14 protein-coding genes are annotated in these 15929 nt (G+C 70.2%); 6 read left to right on the top strand and 8 right to left on the bottom strand.

What is annotated here, in order from left to right; genetic code table 11:
• The first annotated feature begins 199 nt into the window (after positions 1-199).
• A complete protein-coding gene (locus ATM97_RS28840; RefSeq protein WP_218721332.1) occupies positions 200-1435 on the top strand; it encodes a Mur ligase family protein in 1236 nt (411 codons plus the stop codon).
• A complete protein-coding gene (locus tag ATM97_RS28835) occupies positions 1432-2148 on the top strand; it encodes a type 1 glutamine amidotransferase (protein WP_218721331.1) in 717 nt (238 codons plus the stop codon). Before ATM97_RS28840 ends, ATM97_RS28835 begins: the two co-directional genes overlap by 4 nt.
• Positions 2149-2155: 7 nt before the next feature.
• On the opposite strand, the gene ATM97_RS28830 is transcribed toward ATM97_RS28835, so the two are convergent.
• The 6 genes from ATM97_RS28830 to ATM97_RS35100 all read right to left on the bottom strand — a co-directional run bounded on the left by ATM97_RS28830 (position 2156) and on the right by ATM97_RS35100 (position 12126).
• Positions 2156-2341, bottom strand: a complete 186-nt coding sequence (locus ATM97_RS28830) for a hypothetical protein (RefSeq protein ID WP_218721352.1) — start codon at positions 2339-2341, stop codon at positions 2156-2158.
• A gap of 93 nt (positions 2342-2434) precedes the next feature.
• Positions 2435-3316 (bottom strand): bile acid:sodium symporter family protein, encoded by an 882-nt coding sequence (locus ATM97_RS28825; RefSeq protein ID WP_218721330.1) that lies wholly within the window; start codon positions 3314-3316, stop codon positions 2435-2437.
• Between the two features lie 104 nt (positions 3317-3420).
• Positions 3421-4479, bottom strand: a complete 1059-nt coding sequence (locus ATM97_RS28820; protein WP_218721329.1) for a putative zinc-binding metallopeptidase — start codon at positions 4477-4479, stop codon at positions 3421-3423.
• A gap of 4 nt (positions 4480-4483) precedes the next feature.
• Positions 4484-5380 (bottom strand): transglutaminase family protein, encoded by an 897-nt coding sequence (locus ATM97_RS28815; RefSeq protein WP_218721328.1) that lies wholly within the window; start codon positions 5378-5380, stop codon positions 4484-4486.
• Positions 5377-8436, bottom strand: coding sequence for a circularly permuted type 2 ATP-grasp protein (locus ATM97_RS28810; RefSeq protein ID WP_308248655.1), 3060 nt, complete (start codon positions 8434-8436; stop codon positions 5377-5379). Before ATM97_RS28810 ends, ATM97_RS28815 begins: the two co-directional genes overlap by 4 nt.
• Positions 8437-8463: 27 nt before the next feature.
• Positions 8464-12126 (bottom strand): transglutaminase family protein, encoded by a 3663-nt coding sequence (locus ATM97_RS35100; protein ID WP_218721327.1) that lies wholly within the window; start codon positions 12124-12126, stop codon positions 8464-8466.
• Between the two features lie 147 nt (positions 12127-12273).
• On the opposite strand from ATM97_RS35100, the gene ATM97_RS28800 reads away from it, so the two are divergent.
• Positions 12274-12915, top strand: coding sequence for a hypothetical protein (locus ATM97_RS28800; RefSeq protein ID WP_218721326.1), 642 nt, complete (start codon positions 12274-12276; stop codon positions 12913-12915).
• Between the two features lie 3 nt (positions 12916-12918).
• Here the strand turns inward: ATM97_RS28800 and recR are convergent, their stop codons facing one another.
• Both recR and ATM97_RS28790 read right to left on the bottom strand, forming a co-directional pair.
• The gene (gene recR, locus ATM97_RS28795; RefSeq protein WP_019044526.1) at positions 12919-13527 is read right to left on the bottom strand and encodes a recombination mediator RecR; all 609 of its coding nucleotides are present in this window, start codon (positions 13525-13527) and stop codon (positions 12919-12921) included.
• The gene (locus tag ATM97_RS28790; protein WP_218721325.1) at positions 13527-13871 is read right to left on the bottom strand and encodes a YbaB/EbfC family nucleoid-associated protein; all 345 of its coding nucleotides are present in this window, start codon (positions 13869-13871) and stop codon (positions 13527-13529) included. The genes recR and ATM97_RS28790 overlap by 1 nt, the downstream gene beginning before the upstream one ends.
• Positions 13872-14096: 225 nt before the next feature.
• On the opposite strand from ATM97_RS28790, the gene ATM97_RS28785 reads away from it, so the two are divergent.
• Genes ATM97_RS28785 through ATM97_RS28775 form a run of 3 tightly spaced genes read left to right on the top strand, consistent with a single transcriptional unit; the run spans position 14097 to position 15885 of the window.
• Entirely contained in the window at positions 14097-14663 is a 567-nt protein-coding gene (locus ATM97_RS28785) for a hypothetical protein (RefSeq protein WP_218721324.1), read from the top strand.
• Between the two features lie 44 nt (positions 14664-14707).
• Complete coding sequence (locus ATM97_RS28780) at positions 14708-15538, top strand: MerR family transcriptional regulator (protein ID WP_218721323.1); 831 nt, start codon at positions 14708-14710, stop codon at positions 15536-15538.
• On the top strand, positions 15535-15885 hold the full coding sequence (locus ATM97_RS28775; RefSeq protein ID WP_218721322.1) for a VOC family protein: 351 nt from the start codon (positions 15535-15537) through the stop codon (positions 15883-15885). Before ATM97_RS28780 ends, ATM97_RS28775 begins: the two co-directional genes overlap by 4 nt.
• The last annotated feature ends 44 nt before the right edge of the window (positions 15886-15929 follow it).

Here is a 15929-nt window from a genome sequence, read left to right as displayed (position 1 = left end):
GACCCCCCGCTCGATCATCCGGCTCACGCCACCGGCGCGAATGAGCTGACCCCCCGCTCGATCATCCGGCTCACGCCACCGGCGCGAATGAGCTGACCCCCGCTCGATCATCCGGCTCACGCCACCGGCGCGGATGGGCTGACGTAGCTCACACCGCTCCCGCACGCGGCCCGCGACCGCGCGCACATAGACTCGCGGCGTGGCAGACATCTCGGTGCGTGGGCGCCTGGCTTTGCGAGCGGCGGCGGCAGCGTCGTGGGCTTCGCAGAAGGCGGGCCGCGGCAAGGGTTCGATGATCGGCGGCCTGATCGCGCTGAAGATCGATCCGACGATCATGACCCAGCTCGGTCGCGGCAGGCGGACGGTGTTGATCACCGGCACCAACGGCAAGTCGACCACCACCAGGATGACCACCGCCGCGCTCGGCACGCTCGGCCAGGTCGCCACCCAGGCCGACGGCGCCAATATGGACGCGGGCATCGTCGCCGCGCTGAGCGTGCACCAGGGAGTGCCGCTGGCCGCGATCGAGGTCGACGAGCTGCATCTGCCGCACGTCAGCGACGCGCTCGACCCGGCCGCCGTGGTGCTGCTGAACCTGAGCCGCGACCAGCTCGACCGGGTCGGCGAGATCAACATGATCGAGCGCAAGCTCCGCGCCGGACTGGCTCGTCATCCGAACACCGTCGTCATCGCCAACTGCGACGACGTGCTGGTGGCCTCCATCGCCTACGACCACCCCCGCGTGGTGTGGGTGTCGGCGGGCAGCGGCTGGGCGGTCGACGCGACGAGCTGTCCGCGCAGCGGCGAGCCGATCGTCTGGGAGGGCGAGAACTGGCGCTCGACCGGCGCCGACTTCCATCGCCCGCAGCCGGATTGGTGGCTCGAGGGCGACGACCTGTGCGGCCCCGACGGTTTCCGCGCACCCCTGCACCTGGCGCTGCCCGGTCGCGCGAATCGCGGCAACGCGGCGCAGGCCGTCGCCGCCGCGGTCGCGATGGGCGCCGAGCCGACGAAGGCGACCGACGCGACCGGCACCGTGCGCGAGATCGCGGGCCGCTACCGCACCGTCACCGTCGGTCCGCACGACGCGCGGCTGCTGCTGGCCAAGAACCCGGCCGGCTGGCAGGAGGCACTGTCGATGATCGAGCCGACCTCGGCCGGGCTGGTGATCGCGGTGAACGGGCAGGTGCCCGACGGCGAGGACCTCTCGTGGCTCTGGGACGTGCGGTTCGAGCACTTCGAGGGCGTGCAGGTGGTGGCCGCCGGCGAACGCGCCACCGATCTGGCCGTACGCCTGACCTACGCCGGGGTCGAGCACACCCTGATCCCCGACCCGCTGCGCGCCATCGCCTCCTGCCCGCCCGGGCATGTCGAGGTGCTGGCCAACTACACCGCGTTCCGCGATCTCAACCGTGACCTGGAGGCACGCCCATGAGCGAGTCGACCATTCGTATCGGCCTCGTCCTGCCCGACGTGATGGGCACCTACGGCGACGGCGGCAACGCGCTGGTGCTGCGCCAGCGCCTGCGCATGCGCGGCTACGACGCCGAGATCGTCGAGATCACCCTGGCCGACCCCGTGCCGGACTCGTTCGACATCTACACCCTCGGCGGCGCCGAGGACTCGGCCCAGCGCCTGGCCACCCGCCACCTGCAGAAGTACCCAGGACTGCAGCAGGCCGCCGCCAAGGGCGCGCCCGTGCTCGCGATCTGCGCCGCCATCCAGGTGCTCGGCAACTGGTACGAGACCTCGGCCGGCGAGAAGGTCGACGGCGTGAGCCTGTTCGACGTCACCACCTCGCCCCAGCACACCCGCGCCATCGGCGAGGTGACGACCACCCCCGTCCTCGACGGCCTGTCCGCCCCGCTGACCGGTTTCGAGAACCACCGCGGCGGCACCCTGCTCGGCCCCGACGCCGCCCCGCTGGCGAAGGTCACCCGCGGTGTCGGCAACGGCGTCGGCGACGGCACCGAAGGCGTCGTCCAGGGCTCGGTCATCGGCACCTACCTGCACGGCCCCGCCCTGGCCCGCAACCCCGAACTCGCCGACCTCCTCATCGCCCGAGCCCTCGGCATCTCCCCCACCGACCTCGCCCCCCTCGACCTCCCCGAGGTTGACCGCCTCCGCCGCGAGCGCCTGCGCGCCTAGCGGCTCGTCAGCACGGGAGCGAATCGACCTCGTAGCGCAGGCAGTACGGGTTCCGGGTGACGAGCGTCAGCTCCTCACACCGGGCCTGCGCGACCAGGATCCGATCGAACGGATCACGATGGATCGACGGCAGCCGCGCGGCTTCGATGGTGTGCCGCGCCTCGATCGCCCGCCATGCCGCCTCCTCGGCCAAGAGGTCAGTCCGGTGATTCGGGGCTGTCCACCGACTTCGCCCACAGCCGTGCGCAACCGGGATTCGGCGTGCTTCGCGGCGAACGCCTGAGCCTCAGTCCGCCGCGGCGACCGCCGCCTTCGGCTGCCGACGGGTGATGAGGTAACCGAACGCGGCGGCGAGCGGGAACATCAGGATGCCGTAGATCGCGGCGGGCACCGCCATCTCGGTGCTGTCCAGGACGCTCACCGCGATGGTGATCGCGATCGTGCTGTTGTGGATGCCGACCTCCATCGAGCAGGCGATGGCCTGCCGGTCCGGCACCCCGAGCAGGCGCGGCAGGAAGTATCCGACGGTCAGGCTGATCAGGCAGAACAGCACGGTGATGCCGCCGACCTGCGCGAACGACTCGGTGAGGGTGTCGGATTCGGTGGCGACCGTCCCGAGGATCACCAGGAGCAGGGTCACCGCCGAGCCGATCCGCACCGGGCGGTCCATCCGGTCGGCGAACGCCGCCGAGGAGCGGCGCACCAGCATGCCGATCGCCACCGGGACCAGCACGATCGCGAACACCTGCACCACCTTGCCGAACTGCAACCCGAGCGAGCCGCCCTCGGCCGGGTCGAAGTAGCCGATCGCGAAGTTGGTCACCAGCGGCACGGTGGCGACGGCGATGATCGAGTTGACCGCGGTCAGCGACACGTTCAGCGCCACATCGCCGCGGAACAGATGGCTGAACAGATTCGCCGTCGTCCCGCCCGGCGAGGACGCCAGCAGCATCACCCCGACCGCCAGGATCGCGGGCAGATCGAACAGCAGGACCAGCCCGAAGGCGACCACGGGCAAAGCGATCACCTGGCACAGCAGCGCGATCGCGACGATGCGCGGGCTCTTGGCGATCCGGGTGAAGTCGGCGACGGTGAGCGAGAGTCCCAGACCGAACATGATCACGGCCAAGGCCAGCGGCAGTCCGACGGAAACCAGGGGTGAGTTCATAGCAATCCTCATCGAGCGGCCCGGGCGCACCGGGTTTGAGACTCATGCGTCTCAATGAGAGAGGATAGCCAGCTGTGATCCAGGTCGCAGTGAAACTGCCGGAATTACGCGACCACGGCGGTGGAGTCGCTGCGCTCGCACAGCTCGTGGACGAAGCGCATCTTCTCCAGGACTCGGTCGGGCAGCACGAAGGGATAGAGGTCGTCGTGGCCCATCGACCGGTTGACCATGTTCAGCGACCAGGCCAGCGGCAGCCACAGTTCGATGATCTTGTCGTACCCCGCCCGTCCGACCTGCGGACGATCCAGGGTGGCGCCCGCAGGCGCGAAGCCGAAGGCGGCGGCGGTGTCGAGGGTGTCGCGGATGTGCAGATAGTGCGCGAACGTCTCGGCCCAGTCCTCCGCGGCGTGCATGGTCGCGTAGGACGAGACGTAGTCGCTCTCCCAGCCGGACGGCGTGCCCTGGGAGTAATGCCGGTTCAGCGCCTCCTGGTAGTCGGCGTACGGGTCGCCGAAAAGCTCCCGGAACCGTTGCAGCGCTTCGTCTCCGGCAACCAGCACGGTGAAGTAGTAGTGCCCGATCTCGTGCCGGAAATGGCCGAGCAGGGTGCGGTACGGCTCGGCCATCTCGATCCGCAGCTGCTCGCGGTGCGGGTCGTTCGCCTCGGCCAGATCGAGGGTGACGACACCGTCCATGTGACCGGTCAGCACGTCGTCGGTCCGGCTGGAGAGCAGGTCGAAGGCCAGGCCATGGGCGGGGTCGGCCTCGCGGCCGACGATCGGCAGCCCGAGTTCGACCAGTTCGAAGATCAGGCGGCGCTTGGCCGCCTCGGCCTCGGCGAAGGCCGCCAGCCCGTCGGCGTCGGCGTCGTTGGGCCTGGTCCGGGTGAGCGCGCACGACGCGCACAGCATCGGCCCCGAGGTGTGGCCGGTCGTCGAGACGAGCCAATTGCACTGCGCCACATGCAGGTTGTCGCACAGCCGGAACCGGTCGCCGTCGACGACGCCGCCCGCGTGATCGATCGCCGCGTCACCGGGCGGATCGCCGATCACCACCAGCGCGCGCTCGTCCAGGCTGAAGCCGAGCCTGCTCGAGCACGACAGGCAGACCGAGTTCTCGAAAGCCAGCTGCTGCCCGCAGTTGGGGCAGACGAAATCACGCAAGGGACTACACCTCCACCGGGGCAACATCGACCGAGACCGTGATCGTGGACTGTTTGGCGTCGGTGTAGATGATGCCACGCAGCGGCGGAACATCCTGGTAGTCACGCCCCCACGCCACGGTGACATAGCGCTCGTCGGCGAATTGGTCGTTGGTGGGGTCGAAGGCGATCCAGCGGCCGGTGCGGTCGGTGGGGTCGGTGCCGGGCAGCCAGACCGCCGCCCACGCGTGGGTGGCGTCCACCCCGACCATGCGTTCCTTACCCGGCGGCGGATCGGTCGCGAGGTAGCCCGAGACGTAGCGGGCGGCCAGCCCCCGCGACCGCAGGCAGGCCGCGCCGATCCGGGCGAAATCCTGGCAGACGCCCTCGCGCGCGGCGAACACGTCGGCGACGCTGGTACTCACCGTGGTCGAGCCGGAGCGATACCGGAAGTCCTGGTTGATCCGGGTGTTCAGCTCGGTGACCGCCTCGAGCAGCGGCCTGCCCGCCGGGAAGCTCCGCGCGGCGTACTCGGCGACCTCCGGGGTGATCTCCGGCGGCAGCAGATCGAGGGTGAACTCGACCGCGAGCGGGCCGGTGGCGGTGACCGGCCGGGCCGCCTCCCACCCGACGTCGGCGCCCGCCATCGTCGCCGGGTGCTCGCCGTCGACGTCGACGAGGGATTCGCCGGTGACCTCGAGTCTCCGATGTTCCGATGTCACATGGAAATACGTGGTCGTGTTGCCGTAGACATCGGTGCCGATCGAGCGGTCCGAAGGCACCGGGTCGATATAGATGTCGTGCTCGAGCAGCCGCTGACCGGGGAACTCGCGCGGGGTCAGATACGCGCGGCCGTAGGAGCTGGTGACCTCGTCGGAGTAGCTGTAGGTGGTCCGGTGCACCACCCGGTAACGCCTGCTCATCCGACCATCCTGGTATTGCCCCACAGCGGCTGGATACCCAGCGGCACAGCGAGTTTGGTGGTCTCGAACGACTCCGACAGCTTGCGCAGCCGCAAGTGCACCCCCTCCAGCAGTTCCACCAGCTCCGTGCGCACACCCGCGGCGTCGGCGTGTTCGAGATCGGCCGGGTCGACCCGGCGCAGCATTCGCTGGGCGTCGGCGAGCAGCCGCTGCGAACGCGACGCGCCGGAGCCGCCGGGCAGCGCCTGGAAGTCGGCCTCGAGCCGGTCGAGCTGATACACCAGCGAGCGCGGATTGCCCGCGTCGAACAGCAGCAACCCGGCCAGCGCGGCGACATGGGCCGAACCACGGTGGCGGCGGCGGTAACTCACCGCCGACTCGGTCGCGACGAGCACCGAATCGGTGACCACCCGCTCCACCTCGGCCGGGCTGGCCTGTGCCAGCGCGGCATTGAGCAGCGAGGTCAGCGCGAGCCCGCGCTCGATCCGCTTGCCGATGTCCATGACGTACCAGCCGGTGTCGCGCACCATCGATTCCGCGCCGATCCCCGACAGCGACAGCAGCGCGGCCAGCGCCAGCGAATGCACCGAGGACAGCGCGGTCTCCTGTTCGGTATCGGCGCCGCGGAACTCGGCCAGCGCGCGGTCGAGGGCGCCGATGATCATCCAGGTGTCCCCGGAGAGCTGGTCACGCACGGCCCGGGCGGCCGAGCCGTAGTGGTCGACCGCGTAGGACAGCGATCCCGCCAGGTTCCGGTCGCCGGTGAGGGCGGACAGGTAGGCGAAGCCGTCGGCGGAGGCGCCCGCGACGGTGCGCCGGGCCGCGGTGGACCCGCCGTCCATCGGGCGGTTCGTGAACTGCCCCTGCTTCTGCCGCGTGCGTGGCACCTCGGATTCCCTGTCCGGCTGTGGTTCCGCCGTGCGATCGGCGGCGGTGCCGGTGGTGCGCAGCGCTCGCGCGAGCGCGCTCGTGCCCGCGCGCTCCCAGGGGGCGGCCGAGTCGTCGGAATCCTGTTCCACCGCAGCCGTATCGGCTTCCGCCTCGCCCGCGTCCGGCGGCGCGGTGGCACCGTCAGCGGATCGGGTGCCGTCGGCGGACGAATCGCTTCCCGAGGTCGTGGCGGGTGACCTGCCGGCTGTGGTGGGGGAGGTCGGCGACTCCGCACCGGAGTCCGCCGCCTGCGCCACCCGGACCAGGGCTCCGACGGCACCGGTTCCACTGGGCAGCACGGATTCCGGCGCGTTCGTCCCGGTGGTCACCGACAGTGCGCGCATCAGGATCGGCAGTGCCTCGGCGCCGTCCAGCCAGGGCCGGTAGCGGTAGTCCTGGTAGACGTCGTGGGTCGCGGCGAGCAGGCGGACCACCGATTCGGCGCGTTCACTGTAGCGGCCCATCCAGAACAGGTCGTTGAGCACACGCGGCGAGCTGACCGCCTCGACGACCGGCACGGCGCGACGCAGCCGCTCCTCGTGCGGCGCCTCGGCGCCGACGGCGGGCGCGGTCGCGGGCGCGGCGCGCACCCAGACATCCTTGGCCGCCACCTTGATCACGCTGCGCGTCGGCTCGAGCCGCATCCGTTGCTGGCCGAGCCCACCCGACATCGCGGTGTACCCGCCACGACGAGCCAGCGAGAACAACCGCATCCCGACCGGCGCGGGCTTGAGACCCGCCTCGCCTTCCACGGCGGGCGCCACGGAGAACTCCGCGGGTTCCTGGCCGACCCACTTCCACCGCTCGGCCTCGATCCGGGCGGCGAGTTCGGCGCGCTCGGCGGCGGCCAGGCTCGGCCCGAAGATGGTCGACCCGTCGACCGCCGAGCGAATCACCAGATCACCGATATGGGCGAGGAGATGCGAGCGTTCGGCGTCGTCGCCGCCCCAATAGGCGGGTGTCCCGTCGAGCAGCAGGTCGGCGCCGAGGACGGAGCGGGCGATCCGGGGCAGGAACGCGCTCAGCGCAGGCGATTCCAGCAAGCCGGAGCCGAGCGTGTTGACCACCGTGACCGCGCCCCGGCGCAACACCTCGACCAGACCGACCACGCCGAGGCGCGAATCCGGCCGCAGATCCAGCGGATCGGAGAACTCCGCGTCCACGCGGCGCAGCACCACGTCGACCCGTTCCAGACTGCCGAGCGAGCGCATCCACAGCGCGCCGTCGCGAACTACCAGGTCGGCGCTCTCGACCAGCGGGAAACCGAGCATCTGCGCGAGATAGGCCTGGTCGAAAGCGGTTTCGGAGTGCGAGCCAGGGCTCAGCACCACGACCACCGGCTCCTCGCCGTCGGCCAGTTCCGGCGCGGCCTCCGCCAGCATCAACCGCATGGCCCGCGCGAACGGGGTGAGCGGGCGCGGTCCGGCGTGCTCGAACGCCTCGGGAATGGCCGAGGCCACCACGCGTCGATCGGCCAGCGCGTACCCGGCGCCGGAGGGCGCCTGCGCCCAGTCGGCCAGCACCCGGAACTGGCCGTCGCTCCAGCGGCTGATGTCGCAGGCGTGCAGGAACAGCTGGTGCGTGCCGGGAATGGTGATGCCGTGCGCCGCCCGCACGTAACCCGTACTGCCGAAGACGATCTCCGGTGGCAGCAGGCCCGAGCTCAGCAGCCTGCGTGGGCCGTAGACATCGGTGAGCACCTCGTCGAGCACGAGCGAGCGCTGGACCAGACCTGTCTCCAGCCGGGTCCAGTCGTCGGCGGAGACCAGCAGCGGGATCGGATCGAGCCGCCAGGGCATCGGGGTCGCCGTGTCGTCACCGAGGCCGACCTCGGTGTAGGTGACGCCGTCGTCCTCGATCTGCCTGCGCACCCGGTGATCGATCCGGCCGAGCCCGCCGGTGCCCTGGTCGACGAAGTCGGCCGAGAGCTCCGACCACATCGACCGCACGCGGCCGCGCCCGTCGACCAATTCGTCGTAATAGCCCTGCGTCGGCCGGCCGCACTCGTCGAAGCGCGATCCCGCCTTGCTCTCGGCCCGATACCGCGCGAACTGCTCGGCCACCTGCGCGCGCACGCCCGGTGCCGTCCGGTTCCCGTCCCGTAGCGCCTCGTCGCGCTGTGTCACCGAGCCGACCTCGCTTCCTGTTGTTGCCTACCGGCCGCCGGTCGCGCCCCACACGGTTCGCGCGCGACGTAGATCCAGGATGCCCGGTGCGCCGACATCGGTCGACTGCGCCGCGATCTTCGCACGGAGTTCGGCCGGGTCGATCGGATTCACGGTGTGTCCCGCAGCCTCGAAGCGGCGGTTGCGCCGCGACTGAGCCGCCACCGCGTTCACCGGGACGTCGTCGAACGCGCGGCCGCCGGGGTGCACGACGTGATAGGTGCAGCCGCCGTGCGAGAGCCCGGTCGCCGCGTCGACCAGGTCGAACACCAGCGGCGCGTCCACGGTGATGGACGGGTGCAGCGAGTTCGGCGGCTGCCAGGCGCGATAGCGCACGCCGGCGACCTGCACGTCGGCCTTGTCGGTGGTCAGCAGCGGCACCGGCATGCCGTTGCAGGTCACCACGTATCGGCCGCGATCGGCGCCGACCACCCGCACCTGCAACCGCTCCACCGAGGAGTCGACATAGCGGGCGGTGCCCTGACCGGTGGTCTGCTCACCGAGGGTCAGCCACGGTTCGATCGCGCCGCGCAGTTCCAGTTCGACAGCGCCGATCACCGCGGTCCCGATCCGCGGGAACCGGAACTCGGTGAACGGGTCGAGCCAGCTGGTGTCGAAGTCGATGCCGTGCGCGCGCAGGTCGGCGGCCACCTCGGCGATATCGCTCATCAGGAAGTGCGGCAGCAGATAGCGGCCGTGCAGGTTGGCGCCGTGGCGCAGCAACGGCGCCCGGTAGGGCTGGTCCCAGAACATCGCGACCAGGCCACGCACCAGCAGCGACTGCACCATCGCCATCTGGAAGTGCGGCGGCATCTCGAAGCCGCGCAGTTCCAGCAGGCCGAGCCTGCCGCGCGCGGAATCGGGACTGTAGAGCTTGTCGATGCAGAACTCGGCGCGGTGGGTGTTGCCGGTGAGATCGGTCAGCAGGTGGCGCAGCGCGCGGTCGATATGCCAAGGAGCGGATTGGATCTCGGCCGGGGTGGCGTCGCCGATCGCCTGTTCGGCGGTGAGCCGGGCGATCTCGGCGAAGGCGATCTCCAGTTCGTAGAGCGCGTCCTCGCGGCCTTCGTCGGCGCGCGGCGCCTGCGAGGTCGGCCCGACGAAACGGCCCGCGAACAGGTACGACAAGGCCGGATGCCGCTGCCAGTAGGTCAACATCGACACCAGCAGATCGGGCCTGCGCAGCAGTGGCGAGCGCGCGGGCGTCACCCCGCCCAAGGTGATGTGATTGCCGCCGCCGGTGCCACCGTGGGTGCCGTCCACGTCGAACGACTCGGTGCTCAGCCTGGCCAGCCTGGCCTGCTCGTAGAGCGTGTCGAGCACCTCGGCCTGCTCGGCGAAGGAACTGGTCGGCATGATGTTCACCTCGATCACGCCGGGGTCAGGGGTGACCGAGAACGTCTGCAACAGTGGGTCGTTCGGCGGGGCATAGCCCTCGAGGACCACGGGCTGCCCGATCGCCACGGCGGCCGATTCGACCCGGGCGATCAGGTCGAGGAAGTCCGCCAGCTCGCTGACCGGCGGCAGGAACACATGCAACCGACCCTCGCGCACCTCGGCGACCAGCGCGGTCGTCGGCGTGAAATGCGCGGGCTCCACGGTCGCGGCTGGTTCGTCGCGCTCCGGGTCCAGCGGCCGCTGATACAGCGGATCGGCCTCGGGCAGCACCGGCGGCGACAGCCACGACACCGACCCGATCGGCAGCCGCAGGCCCGCGGGCGAATCACCGTCGGCGAGCACGATCCGGCCGGGGCCGTCCTCGTTGCGCCCCCGCCGCAACTGCCAATCGGCACTCGCCCAGCCCGCGCCGTCGGCCCGGCGATGAATCGGCAGCACGAAGGCGGCCGGTTCGTTGACCGCCTGATCCAGGCTCTCCACCAGCCGCTGCCGGACCTGCGGTGAATCCTGCTCGGGATCGATGTCGGCGGGCGGCGGATCACCGTACGGCGCGGACACGGTCGCGGCCAGGCGGGCCAGTGGGTCCTCGAAGGCGGGGCGGACCTGCCCGGCGGGCAACCCGAGCGTGTCGGCGACCCGCGCGATCAGCTCCCGCGCCGCATCGATATCGGCGGCCGGTTGCCGATCCGCCACCACCCCGGCCGCATTCAGCGGCTGCGTCTCGGCAGGCCGGACCCCCGCCTTCTTCCGCGCCCGCTTTCCCTTCTTCTTGTCCTTCTGCTTCTTCCCCTTCGCCGCCGGCGCCTCGTCCGACCCGACCGACTCGGTCACTCCAGCAGCCTCGCCCAGCCCCCCGGACGCGGCCAGTTCAGCGGCCTCAGCCAACCCCGCAGCCTCAGCCTCTGGTGTGAGCTCGGCCGGTTCGGCGGGGGCGTCGGTGCGCGCGGGCCCGACCGGGATCGCGCGCTGGGAGATCGGGGTCCAGGGGTTGGTGAGGAGGTCCTGGCGGTGCCAGATCGGTTCGCCGTCGGCGCGCCAGGCGATGGCGATCTCCCAGCGCGGCAACGGTTCGCCGGGATACCACTTGCCCTGGCGGTACTGGACGATGCCGGTGGGCGCGTAGATCGAGCGCAGGCGGTCGGCCAGGTCGACAGCGCGCTCGCGTTTGTGTGGACCGTCGGCGTCGGTGGTCCACTGGGCGCTCATCTGATCGTCGATGGAGACGAAGGTGGGTTCGCCGCCCATGGTCAGGCCGACGTCGGCGGCGGCCATCCGCTTGTCGATGGCCGCGCCGGAAGCGGTGATCCGTTCCCACTGGGAATCGGTGTAGGGCAGGGTGACTCGCGGGTCCTCGTGCACCCGGCGCACCACATTGCTGAATTCGAGAGTGGCCTCGGTGATCCCGGTCGCGCCGGTGATCGGGGCGGCGGCACCGGGATGCGGGGTGGCCGCGAGCGGGATGTGCCCCTCTCCCGCGAACAGCCCGGAGGTGGGGTCCATGCCGATCCAGCCCGCGCCCGGCAGATACACCTCGGTCCAGGCGTGCAGGTCGGTGAAGTCGGCGCTGGGCCCCGATGGCCCGTCCAGCGACGGCGTATCCGAGGTCAACTGCACCAGGTAGCCCGAGACGAACCGGGCCGCCAGCCCGAGCTCGCGCAGGATGCCGACGAGCAGCCAGGCCGAGTCCCGGCAGGACCCCAGCTGGGTGCGCAGCGTGTGATCGGGCGACTGCACGCCCGGCTCCATCCGCACCGTGTAGTCGACGGTGTTGCGCAGCGCGTAGTTCAGCTCGACCAGGTAGTCGATCGAGCGGATCCGGCCCTGCGGGCGGTGCACCCGCACCCAGTCGTCGAGCAGTTCCCCCGGCCCCGAACCCGGCTCCCCCTCGTCGACCGGGCGCAGGTACGGCTCCAGGTCGGCGGCCAGCGCCGCCGGATAGGTGAACGGGAAGTACTCGGCGTAGTCCTCGACGAAGAAGTCGAACGGATTGACCACCTCGAGATCGGCGATCAACCCCACGGTGATCGACAATTCCTTGGTCGGTTCCGGAAACACCAGCCGCGCAACGAAATTGCCGAACGCGTCCTGCTGCCAGTTGATGTAGTGCGCGGCCGGCGACACCTGTAGCGAATACGCCTCGATCGGCGTCCGCGAATGCGGCGCCGGCCGCAGCCGCACCTCGTGCGGATGCACCTCGACGAGACGATCGAAGGAGTACGCGGTCCGGTGTTCGAGTGACACCTTGATGCCCATGCCCCCAGTTGACCACACACCACCGGCGCGGCGTGGCGTGACGAAACCGGAGTTTCCCGACGGGCATCAGGTCGAAACCCGCAGGCAACACTGCCGCACCAAAGGCTGCCGAACCAGCACGAACCGACCGACCCGTAGGCTGACCGGGTGAGCTACGACCACATCCTCCTGCCGTCCGGCGTCGCCACCTCCGTCGACGAAGTGGACGCGTATCTGGCTACCCAGGAAGGTCGGCCCGAGTCCGCGGAGATCGTCGAGATCGCGACCGAACTCAACGCCCGCAACGCCGAACTACCGGTGGACGACTCGTTCCTGAGCGTCGAATCGGTGGGCGGCGCGAACGGGACGACGCTCTACGTCCCCTCGCCGTACGACGCGATCGGCTTCGTCCGCCACCTGCTCTTCGACCTGGCCACCCCGCGCGGCTACGCGGTCTACGACCCGCAGCTGACCTGGCTGATCGACCCCGCCGGGCACGTGCCGATCGCCGTCACTCACGGCGGCGCGGGCGAATTCCCGTATCTCACCGAGGAATTGGCGCGGCGCTGGGTCGCCGGGCTGGCCGACCCGAACCCGTATCTCATCGTCGAGCGCGGCGAGCAGCGCTACATCCAGACCTACCGTGACCCGAGCGGGCCGTACACCCTGGAATACCGCGACGGCTCCCCGGACCAGCACTTCGGCGCCACGCTCGACGATCCGGCGCAGGTCGCCGACATCATCTGGGCCTGGACCACCGAGGACCCCGCCGCGGGCAAGGGCGTGGACTGGACCCGCGTCGAGTTCTGAGCGCTAGAGCGCCCGCCGGCCCGACAGGGCGCGGCCCAGGGTCAGCTCGTCGGCGAATTCGAGGTCACCGCCCATCGGCAGGCCCGAAGCCAGCCGGGTGACGGTGAGCCCGGGGAAATCGCGCAGCATGCGCACCAGGTAGGTGGCCGTCGCCTCACCCTCGGTGTTCGGGTCGGTCGCGATGATCACCTCGCTCACGTCGACGCCGTCGTCCTGATTGCCGATGCGGGTCAGCAGTTCCCTGATCCGCAGCTGATCGGGTCCGACGCCACTGAGCGGATCGAGCGCACCGCCGAGCACGTGGTAGCGACCACGGAACTCACGGGTGCGCTCGATCGCCTGTACGTCCTTGGGTTCCTCGACCACACAGATCATCGTGCGGTCGCGGCGCGGGTCGGCACAGATCCGGCACAGCTCTCCGTCGGCGACGGTGCCGCACGACACGCAGAACTGCACGCCGTCGCGCACCTTCTGCAACGCGGCCTGCAACCGGTCGATCTCCGGCGGCTCCACCTGCAACAGATGGAAAGCGATGCGCTGTGCGCTCTTCGGACCGACGCCGGGCAGCTTGCCCAGTTCGTCGATCAGATCCTGAACCGGCCCCTCATACATCAGAAGTCGGGCAGACCGGGCAGCGAACCGCCACCGAGCCCCTGCGAGAGCGGGCCGAGACGCTCGGCGGCCAGCTTCTGCGCGTTGGCCATGGCGTCGTTGATCGCGCCGATGACCAGGTCCTGCAGGCCGTCGACGTCGGACGGGTCGACGATCTTCGGGTCGATCGTCAGCGCGACGACCTCACCGCTCACCTTGATGGTCGCCGCGACCAGACCGCCACCGGCCTGACCCTGCACCTCGGATTCGGCGAGCTCTGCCTGCGCCTGCATCACCGCCTGCTGCATCTGCTGGGCTTGGGCGAGCAGGGCCTGCATATCGAACTGACCACCATCGGGTTGCACAGCACGTCCTCTCCAGAAGTTTCGTCCGCGTCAAGCGTAGTCCTCACGCGCCGCCGGGATACTCCCACACCCGCCCCGGCGATGGCGCATACCGACCGTGCCGTTACCCGTGACCTGCCGGGTAACAGGTTGATTGCTGCCTGGTCGCAAGCGAACCCGCTCCAGATCGTTTGCCTAGGATCGAACGTGGTTCGGGACAGGGTTCGGCAATCCGAGGGAGAACTGATGAGTGTCATGCGCACGTCCCTGATCGCCACGGTGTTCACCGCCGTCGGCCTGCTCGTTCTGCCCACCTCGACCGCGTCGGCGGACTCGGGCGCGGCGGTCGTCGACTACGGCGGCGGCTGCGTCGTCGACCCCGGCAACTCCGCGGCGACCCTGGATTCGCTGCGCTTTCGCTGCAACGTCACCCAGCAGGATCAGATCTACCGCGACGCGCGGGCAGGCGCCGTGCCGACCGGCGTCACCAACGGCTGGCTGGCCCGGCCACCCCAATTCGCACCGATGGCGGCGGCGCTGTGGATCGGCAAGGTGTTCCGCACCGGACCCGACGGCGGCTCTCTGACCAACCGGGTGACCGGCGCGGGCATCGAGGCCTTCCCGGCCGATGTCTACCGGGCGCCGTCCATCCTCGACGGCGGCCCGGCCTGGGCCCTGAACTACGCGCCGTCGCCGACACCGCAGGTCTACGACGAGATCCGCGAGATCAGCCCGGGCGTCTGGTTCGGCTACTCGTGGTGGCGCGAAGGCGACTGGCCGCTGCTCGCGGCCTTCGTGCTCGCCCCCGCGTGAGTCGTTGTTGACCCTCCCCCCGCTGGAGGGTGTTGGCTGATCTCATGACAGCCACCGTGGCGATCGGCGAGTTCGCCCGCCTCACCCATCTGAGCGTCAAGACCCTGCGCTACTACCACGAGATCGAGTTGCTCGAGCCGGTCGCGGTGGACGCGGGCACGGGTTATCGACGGTATTCCACCGAGCAGGTGGACACGGCGCATCTGATCCGCAGGCTGCGCGATCTGGACATGCCGCTGCCCGACATCCGCACCGTGCTCGCCGCCGCCGAACCGGCCGACCGCGACGCCACCCTGCGCGCCCATCTGACCAGGATGGAAGCCGAATTGCAGCGGACCCGCGACGTGGTCGCCTCGCTGCGCGCGCTGCTCACCGTACCCGCGCCGCCCTTGCGGGTGGACTACCGGATCGAGCCAGCGTTCACCGCGCTCACCCTGACCGAATCGGTCGACCGCGACGCGATCGGGACATGGTGTGGCACCGCGTTCGAGCAGCTCTACACGAGCCTGCTCGCCGCGGGCGTGACGCCGGGTGGGGTCGCGGGCGCGACCTATTCGACCGAGTTCTTCACCGAGGCCACCGGCTCGGTCACGGCGTACGTGCCGCTGCCGCCCGGCGCGGACCCGACCCCGCCGAAGGGACTCGCGATCACCGAGTTCGCGGCCCGCCGCTTCGCCATCGCCGTGCACACGGGCGCGTTCGAGGACTTCGACCGCACCTACGGCGCGCTGGGCAGCCACGTCGCCGAGCACGACACCGTTCTTCCCGACGAACCGGTCCGCGAGCGCTATCTCGTCGGACCGGACATCACCGATAACCCGGCCGACTACCGCACCGAGGTGTGCTGGCCGATCACCGAAGGAGAGATCCGATGACCCTCGCCCTTGGCAATGTCACGTTCGACTGCAACAACGCGAACGCGCTGGCCGAGTTCTACGCCCAGCTGCTGGACCGTCCCGTCGACCCGGAGGCCTCCCCGTTCTTCGCCACCGTCGGCCAGACCTCGGGCACCTCGCCCGTGCTGATGTTCATCCAGGTGCCGGACAAGACGCCCGGCAAGAACGTGGTGCACCTGGACTTCCACGCCGTCCAATGGCGCGACTACGTCGAGCGCGCGATCAGCTTGGGCGCCAAGCATATCGGCGACTTCGACGAGTACGGCCAGCAGTGGGTCACCCTCGCCGACCCCGAAGGAAACCTCTTCGACATCGGCAAGGAGTGAACGCCGGGAGGGCCGCACCACGATCGACGCGGTACGGCCCTCCT

Origin of the sequence: Nocardia sp. MH4 (assembly GCF_019266065.1) — a bacterium.
GTDB lineage: Bacteria > Actinomycetota > Actinomycetes > Mycobacteriales > Mycobacteriaceae > Nocardia > Nocardia canadensis.
This window is presented reverse-complemented; position numbering and strand designations above follow the sequence as displayed.

Excerpts from the sequence above, each read along its gene's own strand:
- ATM97_RS28835 (WP_218721331.1), top strand. The coding sequence starts at position 1,432 with ATGAGCGAGTCGACCATTCGTATCGGCCTCGTCCTGCCCGACGTGATG.
- ATM97_RS28825 (WP_218721330.1), bottom strand. The coding sequence starts at position 3,316 with ATGAACTCACCCCTGGTTTCCGTCGGACTGCCGCTGGCCTTGGCCGTG.
- ATM97_RS28815 (WP_218721328.1), bottom strand. The coding sequence starts at position 5,380 with ATGAGCAGGCGTTACCGGGTGGTGCACCGGACCACCTACAGCTACTCC.
- ATM97_RS35100 (WP_218721327.1), bottom strand. The coding sequence starts at position 12,126 with ATGGGCATCAAGGTGTCACTCGAACACCGGACCGCGTACTCCTTCGAT.
- recR (WP_019044526.1), bottom strand. The coding sequence starts at position 13,527 with ATGTATGAGGGGCCGGTTCAGGATCTGATCGACGAACTGGGCAAGCTG.
- ATM97_RS28785 (WP_218721324.1), top strand. The coding sequence starts at position 14,097 with ATGAGTGTCATGCGCACGTCCCTGATCGCCACGGTGTTCACCGCCGTC.
- ATM97_RS28780 (WP_218721323.1), top strand. The coding sequence starts at position 14,708 with ATGACAGCCACCGTGGCGATCGGCGAGTTCGCCCGCCTCACCCATCTG.
- ATM97_RS28775 (WP_218721322.1), top strand. The coding sequence starts at position 15,535 with ATGACCCTCGCCCTTGGCAATGTCACGTTCGACTGCAACAACGCGAAC.